Source organism: Pseudomonas asiatica, from assembly GCF_040214835.1.
In the GTDB taxonomy this organism is placed as follows: Bacteria; Pseudomonadota; Gammaproteobacteria; order Pseudomonadales; family Pseudomonadaceae; genus Aquipseudomonas; species Aquipseudomonas putida_Z.
Genome location: NZ_CP157874.1, coordinates 4,608,489 through 4,627,798, shown reverse-complemented (window position 1 = coordinate 4,627,798; position 19,310 = coordinate 4,608,489). Strand labels below are relative to the sequence as shown.

The window sequence follows — 19,310 nt, the reverse complement described above, 5'->3', positions numbered from 1 at the left end:
GTATGCAGGTCGACCGTATGGTTTTTTTTGACAACGGGAGTGACCTGCGGCGTAAGCCGCACGGGGCGGACGAAATAGGGAAAGGCGCAATACTATAAGTAAATGTCGCCTGAAGCCAAGAGGGGAAACAGCTGCCCAGTACCAAAGGGTGTTGCAAAGGGTGTCTTTACCCGACGGGCAGTGCTGTTTTTTATTTGCTACAGAGGGTTGTACACGGCTTGCCGGCAATTTGGCAAATGGCTGTCGCAAATCGTGTGCCTGATGTCGGTGGATTCACGCCGCGAAGCGCGCTGGCCGGCGGCGGGGGCTGGGCGCATAGTCGATGTTCGACAACCCTCTACACATCCTCCATGACAACAAGGCAGAGGCGGCTATGACCAAGACCCTGCATCACCGTGCCTGTCACCTGTGCGAAGCGATCTGTGGGCTGAACATCGAAGTGAGCCATGACGACGACGGGCGGGCGCAGATCAGTTCGATCAAGGGCGACCCCCAGGACCCGTTCAGCCGCGGCCATGTCTGCCCAAAGGCCGTGGCCCTGCAGGACATCCAGAACGACCCCGACCGCCTGCGCCAACCGCACAAGCGGGTGGGCGAGCACTGGCAGGCCATCGGCTGGGACGAGGCCTTTGCCCTGGCCGCCGACAGGCTGTGGGCGATCCAGCAGGCCCATGGGCGCAATGCCGTGGCGGTGTACCAAGGCAACCCGAGCGTGCACAACTACGGCCTGATGACCCACAGCAACTACTTCCTGGGCCTGCTGAAAACCCGCAACCGCTTCTCTGCCACCTCGGTGGACCAATTGCCGCAGCACTTGGTCAGCCACCTGATGTACGGCCATGGCCTGCTGCTGCCGATCCCGGACATCGACCAGACCGGTTTCATGCTGATCCTCGGCGGCAACCCGCTGGCATCCAACGGCAGCATCATGACCGTGCCGGACGTGGAAAAGCGCTTGAAAGCGCTGCAGGCCCGGGGTGGGCGCCTGGTGGTGGTGGACCCGCGACGCAGCGAAACAGCGGCGATGGCCGACAGTCACCTGTTCATTCGCCCTGGAGGGGATGCGGCCTTGTTGTGTGGCTTGCTCAACACCCTGTTCACTGAAGGCCTGGCGCGCGGCTCGCACTTGCCGGTCGCGGGTCTGCAGCAGGTGCGCGAAGCGATCGCGCCGTTCAGCGCGGAGGCCATGAGTGCGCACTGTGGCATTGCCGCGACAGACATCCGCCAGCTGGCACGGGACTTCGCCGCGGCCGACAAGGCGGTGTGCTACGGCCGCATGGGGGTTTCGACCCAGGCCTACGGCACCCTTTGCCACTGGCTGGTGCAACTGATCAACCTGGTGACCGGCAACCTTGACCGTGAAGGCGGCGCGTTGTGCACCGAGCCTGCCGTCGACCTGGTGGCGACCACCTCGGGTGGCCATTTCAACGCCTGGCAGAGCCGGGTGTCGGGCTTGCCCGAGTACGGCGGCGAACTGCCCGTGGCGGCCTTGGCCGAGGAAATGCTGACACCCGGCGAAGGGCAGGTGCGCGCGCTGGTGACGGTGGCTGGCAACCCCGTACTGTCCACGCCCAACGGCCGCCAGCTGGATGTGGCGCTGGAGGGGCTGGAGTTCATGCTCAGCATCGACCTGTACATCAACGAAACCACCCGCCATGCCGACCTGATCCTGCCCTCCACCTCGGCGCTGGAAAACGACCATTACGACTCCACGTTCAACTTGCTGGCCGTGCGCAACGTGACCCGCTTCAACCGGGCGATCCTGGCCAAGCCCGAAGGGGCATTGCACGACTGGGAGATTTTCGTCGGGCTGGCACAAGCGTTCGCCAAACGCGCCGAGCTGGAGTTGAAGCCGACCTGGGCGCCAGCGCAGATGATCGACCGGGCCCTGCGCAAGGGGCGCTATGGTGAATCGACACCCTGGCAGTTGTCGCTGGCAGCGCTGGACGAGCACCCGCATGGCCTCGACCTGGGGCCATTGCGCGCCAACCTCGCAGCGCGCCTGACGACTGCCAGCAAGGCTGTCGAAGCGGCGCCCCAGGTGCTGCTGGACGACCTGGGGCGGTTGGCGCAACAAACCCCTCCGACGCCGGGCGAACTGCTGCTGATCGGCCGTCGCCATGTACGCAGCAACAATTCGTGGATGCACAATTTTCATCGGCTGGTGAAAGGCAAACCGCGACATCAGTTGTTGATGCACCCGCAGGACCTGCAGCAGCGGCAGCTGCAGGACGGCCAGCGGGTTCGTATCCGCTCGCGTACCGGGGACCTTGAAGTCGAGGTGCAGGCCTGCGAGGACATGATGCCGGGCGTGGTGAGCCTGCCTCATGGCTTCGGTCACTCTCGTCGAGGCGTGCACATGCAGACCGCCCAGGCGCAACCTGGCGTGAGCGCCAACGACCTCACCGATGAGCGCTTGCGTGATCAGGTTTCCGGCAATGCCGCCCTCAATGGCGTACCCGTGCAGGTAGAGGCCGCGTAAGGAACGGTAAGGCCGAGCATGCTGCTCGGCTTTCCGTTACAATGCGTCACCGTGCCGACGACCGCGTCGGAAAGTTCAGCCGAGGTGCTACATGGATATCATCGAAACGATCAAAGAGCAGATTGCCAACAACACCATTCTGCTTTACATGAAAGGCTCGCCGAATGCCCCGCAGTGTGGCTTCTCTGCGCGTGCATCGCAGGCCGTGATGGGTTGTGGCGAGAAGTTCGCCTACGTCGACATCCTGCAGAACCCGGAAATCCGTGCGAACCTGCCAAAGTACGCCAACTGGCCGACCTTCCCGCAGCTGTGGGTAGCCGGTGAGCTGGTCGGCGGCAGCGACATCATGCTGGAAATGTTCGAGAAGGGTGAGCTGCAGACCCTGATCAAGGAAGCGGCTGCGAAGGCCAAGGCTTCCGAGGCCTGAATTTCCGGCAAGCATGAAAAAACCCGCTGATCGCGGGTTTTTTCATGGGGCGAATATTTATTCTTCGCCCATCTGCGACTGCAGGTAGTTCTCGATACCAATCTTGTCGATCAGCCCCAGTTGGGTTTCCAGCCAGTCGATGTGTTCTTCCTCGGACTCGAGGATGTCTTCGAGCATGTCACGCGAGCCGAAGTCGCCAGCGGTTTCGCAATGGGCGATGGCTGCTTTCAGGTCGACCAGGCCTTTCTGTTCGATCTTCAGGTCGCATTCGAGCATTTCCTTGGTGTGCTCGCCAATCAGCAGCTTGCCCAGGTCCTGGACGTTAGGGATGCCTTCGAGGAAGAGAATACGCTTGATCAGTTTGTCAGCGTGCTTCATCTCGTCGATGGATTCCTTGTACTCGTGCTTGCCGAGTTTGTTCAGGCCCCAATCTTCGTACATGCGTGCGTGCAGGAAGTACTGGTTGATCGCGACCAGCTCGTTTCCGAGGATCTTGTTGAGATGCTGGATGACGCTTACGTCGCCTTTCATGTCGGGTTCCTGCCCTGTAGAAGTGTGCCAATACAGTGAAGTTTGAGCCCGATACTTAGGAGTGTCAAACCTAAGTTCTTGAATAATAAGTGAAAATTAATGGAAATAAGAATGTTTGTGAACCGCGTTGGAGCGCTAACTTATTGAATTGCGGGCATAAAAAAACCGGACGCAAGGTCCGGTTCTTCGAATTCTGGGATTTCAGGCCGCGGTAAATTCCACGGGGTAGGGCAGGGCTGCCTGGCTGACCTGGAGTTCGGTCAGGGTCTCGCGGACCACCTGCTTGGCCACGCAGGCACATTTGCCACACTGGCTGGCGACATTGGTCGCGGCTCGCACTTCCTTGTAGCTGCAGCATCCTTCATAGATCGCATCGCGGATCTGTCCGTCGGTAACGCCGACACAAAGACACACATACATAAAGGCTGACCATCGTTGGTGGGCTCGATGGGGTGGAGCTTAATGTTAATGAGAATGCTTGTCAAAGGAGTTTCTGAAAGGGCCGTGCTTGAGCGACCGGCGGTTGCTTCGTCGTTGGAGTCGGCCTGTCACCAGAAGCCGTGTATGATGGTCGGCCTTTGTTGGATGTCGGGCAAGCCCGTCTGGCCCGGCAAACGGTTTTTCACCCTCATCAGGAGATTACAATGAGCGTACTCGTTGGTAAGAAAGCCCCCGATTTCACCGTTCCGGCCGTGCTGGGCAATGGCGAGATCGTCGACAGCTTCAACCTGGCTTCGGCCATCAAGGGCAAGTACGGCCTGGTGTTCTTCTACCCGCTGGACTTCACCTTCGTCTGCCCGTCCGAGCTGATCGCCCTGGACAACCGCATCCCTGACTTCCAGGCGCGCAACGTGGAAGTGATCGGCGTGTCGATCGACTCGCACTTCACCCACAACGCCTGGCGTAACACCCCGGTCAACAACGGCGGTATCGGCCAGGTCAAATACACCCTGGCTGCCGACATGACCCACGAAATCTGCAAGGCCTACGACGTCGAGTCCGAAGGCGGCGTGGCCTTCCGTGGTGCCTTCCTGATCGACACCAACGGTGTTGTCCGTTCGCAGATCGTCAACGACCTGCCACTGGGCCGCAACATGGACGAGCTGCTGCGTCTGGTCGATGCCCTGCAATTCCACGAAGAGCACGGCGAAGTCTGCCCTGCCAACTGGAAAAAAGGCGACAAAGGCATGAACGCTTCGCCGGAAGGCGTTGCTGCCTACCTGAGCGAGAACGCTGGCAAGCTGTAATTGCCAAGCGCATGAAAAAACCGGCCCTTGTGGCCGGTTTTTTTGTGCCGTCCTGTGCCGGCCTCTTCGCGGGTAAACCCGCTCCTACAGGTACCCCACGGGCCTCAGCCATTGTGCGATCCCTGTGGGAGCGGGCATGCCCGCGAATGCTTTTTCAACTCAATCGTTGAAATCGCGCCAGCCGCCCATCTCTTTCCAGCGGTTGACGATGCCGCAGAACAGCTCGGCCGTCTTCTCGGTGTCATAACGCGCCGAATGCGCCTCACGCCCGTCGAAGTCGATGTCGGCGCTCTGGCAGGCCCGCGCCAGTACGGTCTGGCCGTAGGCCAGGCCCGCCAGGGTAGCGGTGTCGAAGCTGGAGAACGGGTGGAACGGGTTGCGCTTCAGGTCATTGCGCGTTACCGCCGCATTGAGGAAGCCCAGGTCGAAGCTGCTGTTGTGGCCGACCAGGATTGCCCGCTTGCAGCCATTGGCCTTGAGCGCCTTGCGTACGCCGCGGAAGATGTCGGTCAGCGCACTTTCCTCGCTGACCGCCATGCGCAGCGGGTGGTCCAGCTTGATCCCGGTGAACTCCAGCGCGGCCGCCTCGATGTTGGCGCCCTCGAATGGCTCCACCCGGTGGAAGTAGGTGTGCTCGGGGAACAGGAAGCCCTTTTCGTCCATGCCGATGGTGACAGCGGCAATTTCCAGCAGGGCATCGGTAGCGCTGTTGAAGCCGCCGGTTTCAACATCTACCACTACCGGCAGATAGCCGCGAAAGCGCTCGGCCATCGGGTGGCGCGAGCCGCTGCTGCCTTGGGTGTCCAGGTCGTCTTCGTAGAGGTCTTCGCTCACGCGTTTTCCTCCAGCAGGCGCCAGCGCAGTTTTTCGCCGGCGCGCAGCGGGACCACGGTCTGCTCGCCAAACGGCAGGCTGTCCGGGGCGGTCCACTCCTCGCGGACCAGGGTAATGGTGTCGGTGTTCGCCGGCAGGCCGTAGAACGCCGGGCCGTGCAGGCTGGCGAAGCCTTCCAGCTTGTCCAGCGCGTTACGCTGCTCGAATGCTTCGGCGTACATCTCGATTGCCGCGTAGGCGGTGTAGCAACCGGCACAACCGCAGGCGGCTTCCTTGGCATGACGGGCGTGCGGGGCCGAGTCGGTACCCAGGAAGAACTTCGGGTTGCCGCTGGTGGCCGCGTCCAGCAGCGCCACCTGGTGGGTGTTGCGCTTGAGGATCGGCAGGCAGTAGAAGTGCGGGCGAATGCCGCCAACCAGCATGTGGTTGCGGTTGTACAGCAGGTGCTGCGCGGTGATGGTCGCGCCGACGTTGGCCGGGGCCTCGGTGACGAACTGCGCGGCATCGCTGGTGGTGATGTGCTCGAACACCACCTTCAGCGTCGGGAAGCGCTCGACCACACGGCGCATGTGCTCGTCGATGAAGCGCTTCTCGCGGTCGAACACGTCGATCTCGCTGCGGGTCACTTCGCCATGCACCAGTAGCGGCATGCCAACTTCCGCCAGCGCCTCGATGGCCGGGAAGATGTTGTCGATGCTGGTCACGCCCGAGTCGGAGTTGGTGGTGGCGCCGGCAGGGTACAGCTTGGCGGCGTACACGAAACCGCTGGCCTTGGCCGCGCGGATGTCCTCGGGGCTGGTGCGGTCGGTGAGGTACAGCACCATCAGCGGCTCGAAGCGGCTGCCAGCCGGGCGGGCGGCCAGGATGCGCTCACGGTAGGCGGCGGCCTCGACGGCATTGCGTACCGGCGGAACCAGGTTGGGCATGATGATGGCACGGGCGAAAGTACGCGCCACGTCGCCAACGGTGTGGGGCAGGACGGCACCATCGCGCAGATGGATGTGCCAGTCGTCGGGACGCAGGAGGGTCAGGCGATCGGACATTGGGGATTCCAGGCGGGTCGAACTCAAGCCCCAATGCTACCGGAAAACCCTGGGTGGAGCACGGCTATCAAGTTTTCCGGCAGGCGTCCGATAGCCTGCAGGTAAGCCGTCAGAATTTGTGGAGCCGCCCGTGCGCCAGCGTTACCTAGCCCTGTTGACCCTGTTCGCCAGCCTGCCGGCCGGCGCGCTGACCTTCCAGACGCGCATGGAGAACATCGCCTGGAAGGTCGAGGGTGACCAGTTCGAATGCCGGCTGATCCAGCCGATCGACGGTTTCGGCAGTGGCGAGTTCGTGCGCCGCGCGGGCGAGCAGCCGGTGTTCCAGCTGCGTTCGGACAGCAATGTACTGGGTGCGGGCACGGCAACATTGCTGGCAGCCGCTGCGCCGTGGCAACCCGGGCGCAGCGACATCAACCTGGGCAGCGTGCGCATGGCCCGCACCGGGGTGCTGTTCAGTTCGTCCCAGGGCCAGGCGAGCCGCCTGATCAACGGCCTGCTCGATGGGCGCAGCACGGTGGTACGCAATTACGCCGGCGAGGCGGGCAGGCCGATGGAAGTGCGTGTGCTACCGGTCAGCTTCGCCAAGGCCTACAGCGACTATCAGGCCTGTGCCGGCAAGCTGCTGCCGATGAATTACGACCAGGTGCGCCAGACCCAGGTGGGCTTCCCCGGGGGCGGCTTCGAGCTGGATGGGGCGGCCAAGGCGCGGTTGGACGTGATCCTCGACTACATGAAGGCTGACCCGACGGTGAACCATGTCGAGCTCAACGGCCACTCTGACAACAGTGGCAACCGCCTGACCAATCGCGACATGTCGCGCCGCCGGGCACTGGCGGTGGCCGACTACCTCAAGGCCCATGGCGTTCCGGAAGAGCAGATTACCGTGCGTTTCCACGGCGAGCGTTACCCATTGGCGAAGAACACCAATGCTGCCAACCGGGCGCGTAATCGTCGGGTGAATATTGAACTGGATCGGGTGGCGGTAATCGAGAAGCCAGTTGAGAAGCCTGTCGAAAAGGCCCCTGAGCCAGCACCTGCCAAGTCCTGAAGGCTGCGGAGCTTTCTGTAGGAGCGGCCTTGTGTCGCGATGGGCTGCGCAGCAGCCCCGGCAGTTTTCGCTGCATAGCTGAGATCCAGGGGCTGCTGCACAGCCCATCGCGACACAAGGCCGCTCCTACACGGCATTTCATACTTTCCGACGGTAAGTCGCCCTTCCGAAACTTCCTGTCGCTTTGTCGTCAGAAGCTGTCGCCCCACTGTAAATTTATCCGTAACGTCGTTAGAATCGATCCCTTTCCGTACAACCCCGTGGAGTGATGGCATGGCGGACGTAAAAAAGGTCGTACTGGCGTATTCCGGCGGCCTTGATACTTCGGTGATTCTCAAGTGGCTGCAGGATACCTACAACTGCGAAGTGGTGACCTTCACCGCTGACCTGGGTCAGGGCGAAGAGGTCGAGCCGGCTCGTGCCAAGGCCCAGGCAATGGGCGTTAAAGAGATCTACATCGACGACCTGCGCGAAGAATTCGTGCGTGATTTCGTGTTCCCGATGTTCCGCGCCAACACCGTCTACGAGGGCGAGTACCTGCTGGGTACTTCCATCGCCCGTCCGCTGATCGCCAAGCGCCTGATCGAAATCGCCAACGAAACCGGCGCCGACGCCATTTCCCACGGCGCCACCGGCAAAGGCAACGACCAGGTGCGTTTCGAACTGGGCGCCTACGCCTTGAAGCCAGGCGTCAAGGTAATCGCCCCATGGCGTGAGTGGGACCTGCTGTCCCGCGAGAAGCTGATGGACTACGCCGAGAAGCACGGCATCCCGATCGAGCGCCACGGCAAGAAGAAGTCGCCGTACTCGATGGACGCCAACCTGCTGCACATCTCCTACGAAGGCGGTGTCCTGGAAGATACCTGGACCGAGCACGAAGAAGACATGTGGCGCTGGAGCGTCTCGCCCGAGAACGCCCCGGACCAGGCTACCTACATCGAGCTGACCTACCGCAACGGTGACATCGTTGCCATTGACGGTGTCGAGAAGACCCCGGCCACCGTCCTGGCCGACCTGAACCGTATCGGTGGTGCCAATGGCATCGGCCGTCTGGACATCGTCGAGAACCGTTACGTCGGCATGAAGTCGCGTGGCTGCTACGAGACCCCAGGCGGCACCATCATGCTCAAGGCCCACCGTGCCATCGAGTCGATCACCCTGGACCGCGAAGTCGCTCACCTGAAGGATGAGCTGATGCCGAAGTACGCCAGCCTGATCTACACCGGCTACTGGTGGAGCCCGGAGCGTCTGATGCTGCAGCAGATGATCGACGCTTCGCAGGTCAACGTGAACGGCGTGGTACGCCTGAAGCTGTACAAGGGCAACGTCACCGTTGTCGGCCGCAAGTCGGACGACTCGCTGTTCGATGCCAACATCGCTACCTTCGAGGAAGATGGCGGCGCCTACAACCAGGCGGACGCAGCGGGCTTCATCAAGCTCAACGCCCTGCGTATGCGCATTGCTGCCAACAAGGGCCGCTCGCTGCTCTGATCGCTGGCATGTGCAGCAAGAACCCCGGCTCAGGCCGGGGTTTTTTTTATCTGTCATATCAATGGTCGTCGCTCGCCTGCTGTCCATCAAGCGCGTTGATCGATAGTTGTACGCACTGGCGTCTATCCAGGTTGCAAAACCGCCACGTGCGCGCTTGCTGAGGCGGTTGGGCAAGGGCGGACAACAATTGCTGCTCCATCATGCGATAGGCATCCGGGCCGGAAAACATGAATGTGACAGGCTCACCCTGCAGCGCTTCGCTGGTATTACCGGGCATTGCATGTTTGGCCACATCGCTCTGTGTCGACGTGTTGTCATTTGCCGTCCTGTTTGATGAAGGGTCGTAGAACGACTTGTAATTGAAGTTGAGCGTGAGGAAGAACAGTGCCGTCAGGAAGAATGGGAAGCCCACCAGGAACCAGGTATAGAGCTTTTGACTGGACTCGCTGAGAAACGGCAATGTGGCAAGGGCGGAGGCTTCGATAATCCCTGCGAAGATGGCAATGATCGTCAGCGGGGCGACAGGCTGTACTTGGTGCATATGGGTCGTCTCCAGCGATTTTGCACATCTTTACCTTACGGCGATGCTCAACTAAAGACTGGATTGTTTCCCGGGTGAGAATAATCGCTTGAAATCCTGATGACGGTGTTTGTTCAGCGCATTTGAGCTGAATATTTCCTGAGGTGTCGGCCGGTTTCCAACTGGTGCACTTTTACCGGCCGGTGATACCGTTCATTCGGTAACAGGGAATTTGATTGTTACAAATGCATCAGTTGAGTGTAGGAAATTTCTGTAAGTGTTGTAGGTTCTATCTGTTCATATATTTCGCCGGTAAATCACCGCGCCAGTAAGCGTTCTGTAGGTTATCTTGGCGGGCCAAAGCAAAAGCAATGAATGGATATCGCATGAATAAAGTGCTTATCGTGGATGATCATCCGGTCATACGCCTGGCCGTACGCATGCTGATGGAGCGGCATGGGTATGACGTCGTGGCGGAAACCGACAACGGGGTGGCTGCGCTGCAACTCACACGGCAACACCTGCCGGATATCGTGGTGCTCGATATCGGTATCCCCAAGCTGGATGGCCTGGAGGTGATCGGTCGCATGACAACTTTCAGCCCGGGCAGCAAGGTGCTGGTGCTCACATCGCAGGCCCCCGGCAACTTCTCGATGCGCTGCATGCAGGCGGGGGCGGCGGGGTATGTGTGCAAGCAGCAGGAGCTCACCGAGCTGCTGAGCGCCATCAAGGCCGTACTGTCGGGCTACAGCTACTTCCCCAACCAGGCCTTGCATGTGTCACGTGGCAGGGGCGGAAGCGAGACGGATATGGTCAACCGCCTGTCGGCGCGCGAGATGACGGTGTTGCAACAGCTGGCGCGAGGGCGTTCCAACAAGGAGATTGCCGACAGCATGTTCCTCAGCAACAAGACGGTCAGTACCTACAAGTCGCGCCTGTTGCTCAAGCTCAATGCGCGCTCGCTGGTCGACCTGATCGAGCTGGCGCAGCGGCAAGGGTTGAACTGACCGCCAAGGCCGTAAAGCCTCCAGCCAGGAGGCTTTGCCAGGGTTACAGATCGTAGTCGAAGTCGGCCAGCTGCTTCTGCAGGCGCCTTTCTTCCAGCATGTTGTCGATGGTGCGGCGCTTGCTCAGGTTGGTCTTTGCGGTTTCTACCTGGGGTTCCGCTTCGTCATCCGCGGCAACAAAATCATCTTCGATCGACAGGTCGTCTTTATCGCTACTCATGAGTCGCTCCAAGCCAAGGGGCCATTGGCCGTCCTTATAACCAGAAAGCAGACGCTGGTAAAAAAGATTTTTTCAATCGCTGCAGGTGGTTTCCAGCTATCGACTCAATCGTCGGAGGTCTTGTGCTTGTACTCGCACAAGTCTTCGATCCGGCAACTGCCGCAGCGCGGCTTGCGTGCCTGGCACACATAGCGCCCGTGCAGGATCAGCCAGTGGTGGGCGTCGAGCAGGTAATCCTTTGGCACGAACTTGATCAGCTTTTTCTCCACTTCCAGCACCGTCTTGCCTGGTGCAATACCCGTGCGGTTGCTGACCCGGAAGATATGGGTATCCACTGCCATGGTTGGCTGGCGGAACGCCGTGTTGAGCACTACGTTGGCGGTCTTGCGGCCCACGCCGGGCAGCGCCTCCAGGGCTTCGCGGGTTTGCGGTACCTGGCTGCCATGGCGTTCGATCAGCAGTCGGCAGGCTTCGATGACGTTCTTGGCCTTGCTGTTGTACAAGCCAATGGTCTTGATGTACTCGCTCAGGCCTTCGACGCCCAGCGCATAGATGGCCTCGGGGGTGTTGGCGACCGGGAACAGGCGTGCGGTGGCCTTGTTGACGCCGACATCGGTGGACTGCGCAGACAGTGTCACGGCGACCAGCAGTTCGAACGGGGTGGTGTAGGCCAGTTCGGTCTTCGGGTCGGGGTTGTCTTCGTGCAGCCTGCGAAAGATCTCCAGGCGTTTGGCGGCATTCATGAAATCAGAGCTTTCCTTGACGACGTGGTTGGGCGGGGCCCGGACGCAGGCGATTGTACAAGGCCAACAGCAGTCCGAGCAGTAGCAAGGCGCCCGGGGCCAGACTGGCCAGGTGCAGGCCGGTACCGTCGGCCAACCATTGGCGGCTGGCGCCGAGCAGCAGGCATGTGGCAAGCAGCGCACAAAGGTGGCCGGCGAGCAGGCGCCAGCGCCCTTGATCGGGCAGCAGGTGGTCAGTGGCCAGGCATTGCAGGCACAGCAGTGCGGGATAGTGGCCGAGGGCAAGTGCCACTGGCAGCAGCCAGGCACGCAGCGCCAGTTGCAGGCAACTGGCCAGGGCCGCCAACAGCAGCAGGCTGGCCAGCACATAGGTCCAGGTGGCAAGCCGATGGCGCAGGGGGGCCAGCAACAGCTGGTGAAGGCTGCTCATCAGCACCGCACACACGCCGATGGTGGCGCCTTCGCTCAGTGTTCGGGTGGCGCCCAACAGGGGCACCAGGCTTGCGCCGAGCAGGTAGAACCTATTCATGAGAGCCGCCCTCCAGCAATACGCTGCGCTGCTCATCGAAGTAGCTCAGCGCCTCTTGCAGCGCGCCGATCACCGCCCGTGAGGTCACGGTTGCGCCAGCCAACTGGTCAAAGTCGCCCTGGTCGCGCTTCAGCGCCCAGCGATCGCCCAACTGGCGGTTGGCAAATTGCCCAAGCCAGTTCAGCTGCGGATCACCCAGGCGTGCACCCAGCCCGGGGCTTTCCTGTTGCTCGACCACCTGGCTGCCGATCAGCCGGCCGTCCGGGGTGATGGCCACGCTCAGCACGATCGGCCCGGCATAGCCCTGGGCCTGGGTGACCAGGATGATGGCGGCCGGCTTGCCTGCCAGCGTCGCCCGGTAAGCTGCCAGGATACGGCTGTTTGGCCGCTGTGCGGCGGGCCTGGGCAGCGGGCTGTCCAGGGGCTGGTTGTCGTAACTGCCTTCTGGCAGCACTGCCAGCCGCTGACGGCTATTCAGTTGTTTCTCGGCGTCGGCGATGGCCGCGCTGGTCCAGTGTCGCCAGGCCAGGGTGGCCGACAGTGCCAGTACCCCGGTCAGTAGCAACAGGCCCACATCACGTACCAGGCGCTTCATCGTGCAACCTGCTGGCGCTGCAAAGCCAGGCGTTCGAGGCTCGGCGCCATGAGGTTCATCAGCAGGATGGCGAACGCCGTACCGTCCGGGTAGCTGCCCCAGGTGCGGATCAGGTAGATCAGCAGGCCCGCCCCCAGGCCGAACCCCAGCTTCGCCCACTCCTGCCGGGGGCCGGACACCGGTTCGGTGGCAATGAAGAACGCCGCCATCATGGTCGAGCCGGAGAACAGGTGCAGCAGGGGGGAGCCGTTGGAGTCCGAACCCGAGCCATTCCAGCCCAGCAGGCTGAACAGGAACAACCCTGCCAGCAGGCCAACCGGCGCATGCCAGCTGATCACCTTGCGTTGCAGCAAAAACAGGCCGCCCAGCAGGAGCGCCAGGTTGACCCATTCGCTGCCCTGCCCACCGATGCTGCCGAAGCCCGGGTGGCTGGCGAACAGTTCATCGATGGTCAGGCTGCGGTTGTGGCGCAGGCCGTCGAGCAGTGTCGGCCGGGCCCAGGCATCGATCTGCTCGCCGCCGGCGAACACCAGCTGCAGGCTGTCGAGCAGGCCTGGTGTCGGCCCCGGCCAATGGTTCATCTGCAACGGGAAGCTCAGCAGCACGAAGGCGTAGCCGACCATGGCCGGGTTGAACAGGTTGCGCCCGACCCCGCCAAAGGCCTGCTTGCCGATGCCGATGGCAACGCTGGCTGCGACCACAGGCAACCACCAGGGTGCCAGGGTGGGCAGGGCGGCGGCCAGCAGCACGGCGGTCACCAGCGCGCTGCCGTCGTTCAGCGCCGTGCGCAGCGGTTGTGCTCGCAAGGTAAGCAACAACGCCTCGCACAGCAGCGCGGCGCTGGCGCACAGCAACAGGTTCAGTAGCACACTCCAGCCATGCAGCCAGAACAGCGCCAGCAGGCCAGGTACGCAGGCCAGCAACACCAGGCCCATGCTGGTGCGTAGCCGCGGGTCGGGCTTGGCGGTCATTGGGCGAACAGCCCGTTGAAGCCGGAAAACGCCATGGCCATTACCCCGGCCCCAAGCACTTCGATGGGCAGGCCGCGCATTGCCCTGGGGACGTCGGCATGAGCGCTGCGCTGGCGCAGGTCGGCGAACAACACCAACGCCAGCCAGAAGCCGCCGCCGGCCAGCAGGCCTTGCAGCAAGGTAGCGAGCCATGTGCTGTCGTCGCTTGCCTGTTGCAGGGCCAACCCCAGTACTACCGCGTTGCTCAACAGCAGCGCGGGCAGTTGCGTCACCGGCCAGCTCGGGCGCCACCTTGTCAGCAGCCATGGCACGCCCCAGGCGAGCCCGGCCAGCCAGGGCAACAACAGGAACAGGGCAAGGTCCTGGGCCTGCAGCGGGGCAAGCACCCCGCGCACCAGTAGTTGTGCGCCGGTCACGCCCAAGGCAATGCACAGTGCGCAGGCGAGGCCGTGCACGTGGAGGTGCAGCCTGGGGAATGGCTGTTGTTGCAGGCACAGGTGATTGACCAGCGCAGCGCTGATCAGGACCAGGATGTAGTCGCTCATGAGATGACGATAGCCGGGAATCGGGGCGATTGTCCGGGTTTGGCATCAAGGTGCCGGAGTCATTGTGGGAACGGGCGTGCCCGCGAACACCGGCAACGCCGGTGCCATGCACCGCGTAGTCAGTTTCGCGGGCACGCCCGCTCCCACAAGGTCCAGCAGGTTTTGTTACTTGATGCGCTGGCCCGGCTTGGCACCGCTGTCCGGGCTCAGCAGGTAGATCTCTTCACCGCCAGGCCCGGCCGCCATGACCATGCCTTCGGACACGCCAAAGCGCATCTTGCGTGGCTTGAGGTTGGCCACCATCATGGTCAGGCGGCCTTCCAGCTGGGACGGGTCGGGGTAGGCCGACTTGATGCCGGAGAACACGTTGCGGCGCTCGTCACCGATGTCCAAGGTCAGTTGCAGCAGCTTGTCGGCACCCGGCACGGCCTCGGCCTTGACGATCAGTGCCACGCGCAGGTCGACGGCTGCGAAGGTGTCGAACTCGATTTCCGCCGACAGCGGGTCCTTGGCCAGCTCGCCGTTGCCGGCCGGGACCTTGGCTTCGGCGGCCAGCAGGTCTTCCTTGCTGGCTGCGACCATGGCTTCGACCTTGGCCGGTTCGATACGGCTCATCAGCGCCTTGAACGGGTTCAGCAGGTGGTTTTCCAGGCGCGACTGGTGGTCGTTCCAGGTCAGCGGTGCCACGTTGAGGAAGGCCTCGGCGTCGGCAGCCAGTACCGGCAGGACCGGCTTGAGGAAAATCACCAGTTGGCGGAACAGGTTGATGCCCTGGGCGCAGATGGCCTGCACTTCATCCTGCTTGCCTTCCTGTTTGGCCAGCGACCATGGGGCCTTGTCGGCGATCCAGGCGTTGGCACGGTCGGCCAGCGCCATGATTTCGCGCATGGCACGGCCGAAGTCGCGGCCTTCATAGGCGTCGGCGATCGACGGGGCGGCCGCCAGGAAGGCTTCGGTCAGCTCCGGTGCGGCATCGCCAGCCACCATCACGCCTTCGTTGCCCTTGTGGATGAAACCGGCGCAGCGGCTGGCGATGTTGACCACCTTGCCGACCAGGTCGGAGTTGACCTTCTGCACGAAGTCTTCCAGGTTCAGGTCCAGGTCATCGACACCACGGCCCAGCTTGGCCGCGTAGTAGTAACGCAGGTATTCCGGCTGCAGGTGGTCGAGGTAGGTGCGGGCCTTGATGAAGGTACCGCGCGACTTGGACATCTTGGCGCCGTTCACGGTCAGGTAGCCGTGCACGTTGACCGCGCTCGGCTTGCGGAAGCCGGCGCCTTCGAGCATGGCTGGCCAGAACAGGGCGTGGAAGTTGACGATGTCCTTGCCGATGAAGTGGTACAGCTCGGCCTTGGAGCCCTCGTTCCAGAACGCGTCGAAGTCCAGCTCCGGGCGGCGTGCGCAGAGGTTCTTGAAGCTGGCCATGTAGCCGATTGGTGCGTCCAGCCACACGTAGAAGTACTTGCCTGGCTCGCCCGGGATCTCGAAGCCGAAGTACGGCGCGTCGCGGGAGATGTCCCATTCCTGCAGGCCCGAGTCCAGCCATTCGGCCAGCTTGTTGGCTACCGCGTCCTGCAGCGTGCCGCTACGGGTCCACTGCTGCAGCATGGCCTGGAAGTCTGGCAGCTTGAAGAAGAAGTGCTGGGAATCACGCAGTACCGGGGTGGCGCCGGAGATCGCCGACTTAGGGTTCTTCAGCTCGGTGGGCGCGTAGGTGGCGCCGCATTTCTCGCAGTTGTCGCCGTACTGGTCTTCGGCCGCGCACTTGGGGCAGGTGCCCTTGATGAAACGGTCGGCGAGGAACATGCCCTTTTCCGGGTCGAAGTACTGGGTCACCGAACGGGTGGCGATATGCCCGGCGTCACGCAGGCGCGCGTAGATCAGGCCCGACAGCTCGCGGTTTTCTTCGCTGTGGGTGGAGTGGAAGTTGTCGAAGTCCACCAGGAAGTCGGCGAAGTCGCTGCTGTGTTCGGCCTGGACGTTGGCGATCAGCTGTTCCGGGGTGATGCCTTCCTTCTCGGCGCGCAGCATGATGGCCGAACCGTGGGCGTCGTCGGCGCAGACGTAGATGCACTGGTTGCCGCGCAGCTTCTGGAAGCGGACCCACATGTCTGTCTGGATGTACTCGAGCATATGGCCAAGGTGGATCGATCCGTTGGCATAGGGCAAGGCGCTGGTGACGAGAATCTGACGTGGCTCGGACATGGTGGCTCGGCTACTTATCTGGCGACGGGGTAAAAATGAGGTTGATCGGCCACTATAAAGGGCTGGCGAAGATATTTCACCCCGCATGCGCATCTGCTGACGATTGACGGGTTAGGATAGGCGTCTGTTTTACATTCAGTTTGCCATTGGGAGTCTCCATGAGTGCCGTCACCCGTGCCGCCGTCGAAGGCGTGCTTCGCCAGTACACCGACCCCTATCTGAACCAGGACCCGGTCAGCGCCGGCTGCGTGCGCGCCATCGATATCCAGGGCGGGCAGGTCAGCGTGCAGTTGCAGCTGGGTTATGCCGCAGGGCTGTTCAAGAACGGCTGGGCCCAGGTGTTGCAGACCGCCATCGGCAACCTCGAGGGCGTCAGCAGTGCCCAGGTGTCGATCGACTGCGTGGTGGCCGCGCACAAGGCCCAGGCCCAGGTGCCGGCAATGGCCAACGTCAAGAACATCATCGCCGTGGCCTCGGGCAAGGGCGGTGTGGGCAAGTCGACCACCGCGGCCAACCTGGCCCTGGCGCTGGCCCGCGAGGGTGCGCGGGTGGGTATTCTCGATGCCGATATCTATGGCCCCAGCCAAGGCGTGATGTTCGGCATCGCCGAAGGCACCCGCCCGCAGATTCGCGAGCAGAAGTGGTTCGTGCCGATCAAGGCCCATGGCGTGGAAGTCATGTCCATGGCGTTCCTGACTGACGACAACACGCCGATGGTATGGCGTGGCCCGATGGTTTCCGGCGCGCTGCTGCAGCTGGTGACCCAGACCGCCTGGGACGACCTGGATTACCTGGTGATCGACATGCCGCCGGGCACCGGTGACATCCAGCTGACCCTGGCGCAGAAGGTACCGGTGGCCGGTTCGGTGATCGTCACCACCCCACAGGACCTGGCCTTGCTGGATGCCAAGAAAGGCGTGGAGATGTTCCGCAAGGTCAACATCCCGGTGCTGGGCGTGGTGGAGAACATGGCCGTGCATATCTGCTCGAACTGCGGCCATGCCGAGCACCTGTTCGGCGAAGGCGGTGGCGAGAAGCTGGCGAGCCAGTATGGTGTCGACCTGCTGGCATCGTTGCCGCTGTCGATGCTGATCCGCGAGCAGGCCGATAGTGGCAAGCCGACGGCGATCGCCGAGCCGGAAAGCCAGATTGCCATGGTCTATCAGGAACTGGCCCGCCAGGTGGGCGCGCGGATCGTGCTGCAGGAAGCTGCTGCGCCGGCGATGCCTAGCATTACCATCAGCGAAGATTGACTGGCAGACCGAGTCGCCTGCTTCGCGGGTAAACCCGCTCCCACAGGGACAGCGCAGCCTTCAAGTACCGCGCTGTCCCTGTGGGAGCGGGTTTACCCGCGAAGAGGCCGACTCGGTCTTTCGGCCAGGCATAAAAAAACCCGCCGGAAGGCGGGTTTTTTGAAAGCTAGGAAGCTTCGATCGACTTAGGCGATCTGAACTTCTTCAGCCTGCATGCCTTTCTGGCCGCGGGTAGCGACGAAAGTAACAGCCTGGCCTTCTTTCAGGGTTTTGAAGCCGTCAGCTTGGATGGCTTTGAAGTGCACGAACAGGTCGTCGCCCGACTGAGGGGTGATGAAGCCGTAGCCTTTCTCATCGTTGAACCACTTAACAACACCGGATTGACGGTTGGACATTTTTCTGTCTCCTTGGACAATTTGATAACGGTCAGGAAAAACCCTGGCCGGGACTGAGCGCAAAGAGAGCAGAAAATTCAGCGATGGGCCGATCAGGATCGTGCATCAAACTAGAGATTCTCGGTGTCACGTGCAGCACAGTGGCGCCACCTTACCCCACTTTCCGCAACCTGCCAATGGTCAGAAGACGCTTTACGCAAATTCGGATCGACGGCGGCTGCAGCCCCCGCCCGGCGCGGGATGAGGCATGGAACTTTAACCTGGGCGCCGGGACCGGTAAGATGCGCGTCTCGAATTTTCACCTCGCAACTCTTCAGGACACCCCGCCATGAGCATCAAATCGGACAAGTGGATTCGCCGCATGGCGCAGGAACACGGCATGATCGAACCGTTCGTCGAGCGCCAGGTGCGCGGCGAACAGGACAGCCGGGTGATCTCCTTCGGCGTCTCCAGCTACGGCTACGACGTGCGCTGCGCCGACGAATTCAAGGTGTTTACCAACATCAATTCGGCCACCGTCGACCCGAAGAACTTCGATGCCGGCAGTTTCGTCGACATCAAGAGCGACGTATGCATCATCCCGCCGAACTCCTTCGCCCTGGCGCGCACCGTCGAGTATTTCCGCATTCCGCGTGATGTGCTGACCATCTGCCTGGGCAAGAGCACCTACGCCCGTTGCGGCATCATCGTCAACGTCACTCCGCTCGAGCCCGAGTGGGAAGGCCATGTGACACTGGAGTTTTCCAACACCACCACGCTGCCGGCGAAGATCTACGCCAACGAAGGTGTGGCCCAGATGCTGTTCCTGCAGTCCGACGAAGAGTGCGAAGTGTCGTACAAGGACCGTGGCGGCAAGTACCAGGGCCAACGCGGCGTCACCCTGCCGCGTACCTGAACCGACGAGCGCGGGGAATTCCCCGCGCCTTTGGCACTCCAACTGGATAACGCCGGTGCGCATGATGCGCAGCGGCCTTGTCAGGAGCAGCCAATGAAACTCCACCCCGCAATCAGTGCCAAGCTGGCAGTTCTGCAGCCCAATCACGTCGGGTTGCTGCCATGGTCACTGCTGGCACACCCGCTGCCCATGCAGGCGGGCGGCGTGCCCCACCAGCCTGACCCGGATACCCCGCAACCGCCGGAGCCCGGTGAAACACCACCCATGGAACCGGGCGAGCCAACCTTGCCTGATGAGCCTCCTCCGGCGCCTGTAGCCTGAGTTAACTC

22 protein-coding genes are annotated in these 19,310 nt (G+C 62.1%); 9 read left to right on the top strand and 13 right to left on the bottom strand.

The window, feature by feature from the left end:
- The first annotated feature begins 373 nt into the window (after positions 1-373).
- Positions 374-2,482, top strand: coding sequence for a molybdopterin-dependent oxidoreductase (locus ABNP31_RS20655; protein WP_350012713.1), 2,109 nt, complete (start codon positions 374-376; stop codon positions 2,480-2,482).
- A gap of 91 nt (positions 2,483-2,573) precedes the next feature.
- Positions 2,574-2,909: a Grx4 family monothiol glutaredoxin gene (gene grxD / locus ABNP31_RS20650; protein WP_003254949.1), complete on the top strand. Its 336-nt coding sequence runs from the start codon at positions 2,574-2,576 to the stop codon at positions 2,907-2,909.
- A gap of 57 nt (positions 2,910-2,966) precedes the next feature.
- Here grxD and bfr read toward each other — a convergent pair whose 3' ends face one another.
- Both bfr and ABNP31_RS20640 read right to left on the bottom strand, forming a co-directional pair.
- Positions 2,967-3,440 carry a bacterioferritin gene (gene bfr, locus ABNP31_RS20645; protein ID WP_003258014.1) on the bottom strand — a complete coding sequence of 158 codons (474 nt, stop codon included), beginning with the start codon at positions 3,438-3,440 and terminating at the stop codon, positions 2,967-2,969.
- A gap of 201 nt (positions 3,441-3,641) precedes the next feature.
- Positions 3,642-3,860 carry a bacterioferritin-associated ferredoxin gene (locus ABNP31_RS20640; protein ID WP_003254947.1) on the bottom strand — a complete coding sequence of 73 codons (219 nt, stop codon included), beginning with the start codon at positions 3,858-3,860 and terminating at the stop codon, positions 3,642-3,644.
- A 224-nt stretch (positions 3,861-4,084) separates the two neighbouring features.
- On the opposite strand from ABNP31_RS20640, the gene ABNP31_RS20635 reads away from it, so the two are divergent.
- Complete coding sequence (locus ABNP31_RS20635; protein WP_003254945.1) at positions 4,085-4,687, top strand: peroxiredoxin; 603 nt, start codon at positions 4,085-4,087, stop codon at positions 4,685-4,687.
- A 159-nt stretch (positions 4,688-4,846) separates the two neighbouring features.
- On the opposite strand, the gene rnt is transcribed toward ABNP31_RS20635, so the two are convergent.
- Together rnt and pyrC are read right to left on the bottom strand one after the other, a co-directional pair.
- Complete coding sequence (gene rnt, locus ABNP31_RS20630; protein ID WP_230388460.1) at positions 4,847-5,458, bottom strand: ribonuclease T; 612 nt, start codon at positions 5,456-5,458, stop codon at positions 4,847-4,849.
- 59 nt (positions 5,459-5,517) lie between these two features.
- Positions 5,518-6,564, bottom strand: coding sequence for a dihydroorotase (pyrC, locus tag ABNP31_RS20625; RefSeq protein WP_075046144.1), 1,047 nt, complete (start codon positions 6,562-6,564; stop codon positions 5,518-5,520).
- 130 nt (positions 6,565-6,694) lie between these two features.
- Between pyrC and ABNP31_RS20620 the strand changes: the two genes are divergently transcribed.
- Together ABNP31_RS20620 and ABNP31_RS20615 are read left to right on the top strand one after the other, a co-directional pair.
- Positions 6,695-7,612: a flagellar protein MotY gene (locus ABNP31_RS20620; protein ID WP_085665447.1), complete on the top strand. Its 918-nt coding sequence runs from the start codon at positions 6,695-6,697 to the stop codon at positions 7,610-7,612.
- A 273-nt stretch (positions 7,613-7,885) separates the two neighbouring features.
- Positions 7,886-9,103 (top strand): argininosuccinate synthase, encoded by a 1,218-nt coding sequence (locus ABNP31_RS20615; RefSeq protein WP_013973956.1) that lies wholly within the window; start codon positions 7,886-7,888, stop codon positions 9,101-9,103.
- Between the two features lie 58 nt (positions 9,104-9,161).
- Here ABNP31_RS20615 and ABNP31_RS20610 read toward each other — a convergent pair whose 3' ends face one another.
- Positions 9,162-9,644 (bottom strand): hypothetical protein, encoded by a 483-nt coding sequence (locus ABNP31_RS20610; RefSeq protein WP_350012712.1) that lies wholly within the window; start codon positions 9,642-9,644, stop codon positions 9,162-9,164.
- 365 nt (positions 9,645-10,009) lie between these two features.
- Between ABNP31_RS20610 and ABNP31_RS20605 the strand changes: the two genes are divergently transcribed.
- Positions 10,010-10,630 carry a response regulator transcription factor gene (locus tag ABNP31_RS20605; protein ID WP_023660944.1) on the top strand — a complete coding sequence of 207 codons (621 nt, stop codon included), beginning with the start codon at positions 10,010-10,012 and terminating at the stop codon, positions 10,628-10,630.
- Positions 10,631-10,673: 43 nt separating this feature from the next.
- On the opposite strand, the gene ABNP31_RS20600 is transcribed toward ABNP31_RS20605, so the two are convergent.
- The 7 genes from ABNP31_RS20600 to metG form a co-directional block, all read right to left on the bottom strand.
- Positions 10,674-10,850, bottom strand: a complete 177-nt coding sequence (locus ABNP31_RS20600) for a PA3496 family putative envelope integrity protein (RefSeq protein ID WP_003258006.1) — start codon at positions 10,848-10,850, stop codon at positions 10,674-10,676.
- 104 nt (positions 10,851-10,954) lie between these two features.
- The gene (nth, locus tag ABNP31_RS20595) at positions 10,955-11,593 is read right to left on the bottom strand and encodes an endonuclease III (protein ID WP_025340388.1); all 639 of its coding nucleotides are present in this window, start codon (positions 11,591-11,593) and stop codon (positions 10,955-10,957) included.
- 4 nt (positions 11,594-11,597) lie between these two features.
- Positions 11,598-12,122, bottom strand: coding sequence for an Rnf-Nqr domain containing protein (locus ABNP31_RS20590; RefSeq protein WP_085665449.1), 525 nt, complete (start codon positions 12,120-12,122; stop codon positions 11,598-11,600).
- The gene (locus ABNP31_RS20585) at positions 12,115-12,717 is read right to left on the bottom strand and encodes an RnfABCDGE type electron transport complex subunit G (protein WP_085665450.1); all 603 of its coding nucleotides are present in this window, start codon (positions 12,715-12,717) and stop codon (positions 12,115-12,117) included. The genes ABNP31_RS20590 and ABNP31_RS20585 overlap by 8 nt, the downstream gene beginning before the upstream one ends.
- The gene (locus ABNP31_RS20580; protein ID WP_350012711.1) at positions 12,714-13,688 is read right to left on the bottom strand and encodes an RnfABCDGE type electron transport complex subunit D; all 975 of its coding nucleotides are present in this window, start codon (positions 13,686-13,688) and stop codon (positions 12,714-12,716) included. The genes ABNP31_RS20585 and ABNP31_RS20580 overlap by 4 nt, the downstream gene beginning before the upstream one ends.
- Positions 13,685-14,233, bottom strand: coding sequence for an Rnf-Nqr domain containing protein (locus ABNP31_RS20575; RefSeq protein WP_085665452.1), 549 nt, complete (start codon positions 14,231-14,233; stop codon positions 13,685-13,687). Before ABNP31_RS20575 ends, ABNP31_RS20580 begins: the two co-directional genes overlap by 4 nt.
- Positions 14,234-14,398: 165 nt before the next feature.
- The gene (metG, locus tag ABNP31_RS20570; protein WP_085665453.1) at positions 14,399-16,438 is read right to left on the bottom strand and encodes a methionine--tRNA ligase; all 2,040 of its coding nucleotides are present in this window, start codon (positions 16,436-16,438) and stop codon (positions 14,399-14,401) included.
- A 158-nt stretch (positions 16,439-16,596) separates the two neighbouring features.
- Here metG and apbC point away from each other — a divergent pair, with 158 nt between their 5' ends.
- The gene (apbC, locus tag ABNP31_RS20565; RefSeq protein ID WP_016713757.1) at positions 16,597-17,691 is read left to right on the top strand and encodes an iron-sulfur cluster carrier protein ApbC; all 1,095 of its coding nucleotides are present in this window, start codon (positions 16,597-16,599) and stop codon (positions 17,689-17,691) included.
- 185 nt (positions 17,692-17,876) lie between these two features.
- On the opposite strand, the gene ABNP31_RS20560 is transcribed toward apbC, so the two are convergent.
- The gene (locus ABNP31_RS20560) at positions 17,877-18,086 is read right to left on the bottom strand and encodes a cold-shock protein (protein ID WP_003254922.1); all 210 of its coding nucleotides are present in this window, start codon (positions 18,084-18,086) and stop codon (positions 17,877-17,879) included.
- A gap of 328 nt (positions 18,087-18,414) precedes the next feature.
- On the opposite strand from ABNP31_RS20560, the gene dcd reads away from it, so the two are divergent.
- Both dcd and ABNP31_RS20550 read left to right on the top strand, forming a co-directional pair.
- On the top strand, positions 18,415-18,981 hold the full coding sequence (gene dcd / locus ABNP31_RS20555; protein ID WP_003258001.1) for a dCTP deaminase: 567 nt from the start codon (positions 18,415-18,417) through the stop codon (positions 18,979-18,981).
- A 93-nt stretch (positions 18,982-19,074) separates the two neighbouring features.
- A complete protein-coding gene (locus ABNP31_RS20550) occupies positions 19,075-19,302 on the top strand; it encodes a hypothetical protein (protein ID WP_046614742.1) in 228 nt (75 codons plus the stop codon).
- Positions 19,303-19,310: the final 8 nt, after the last annotated feature.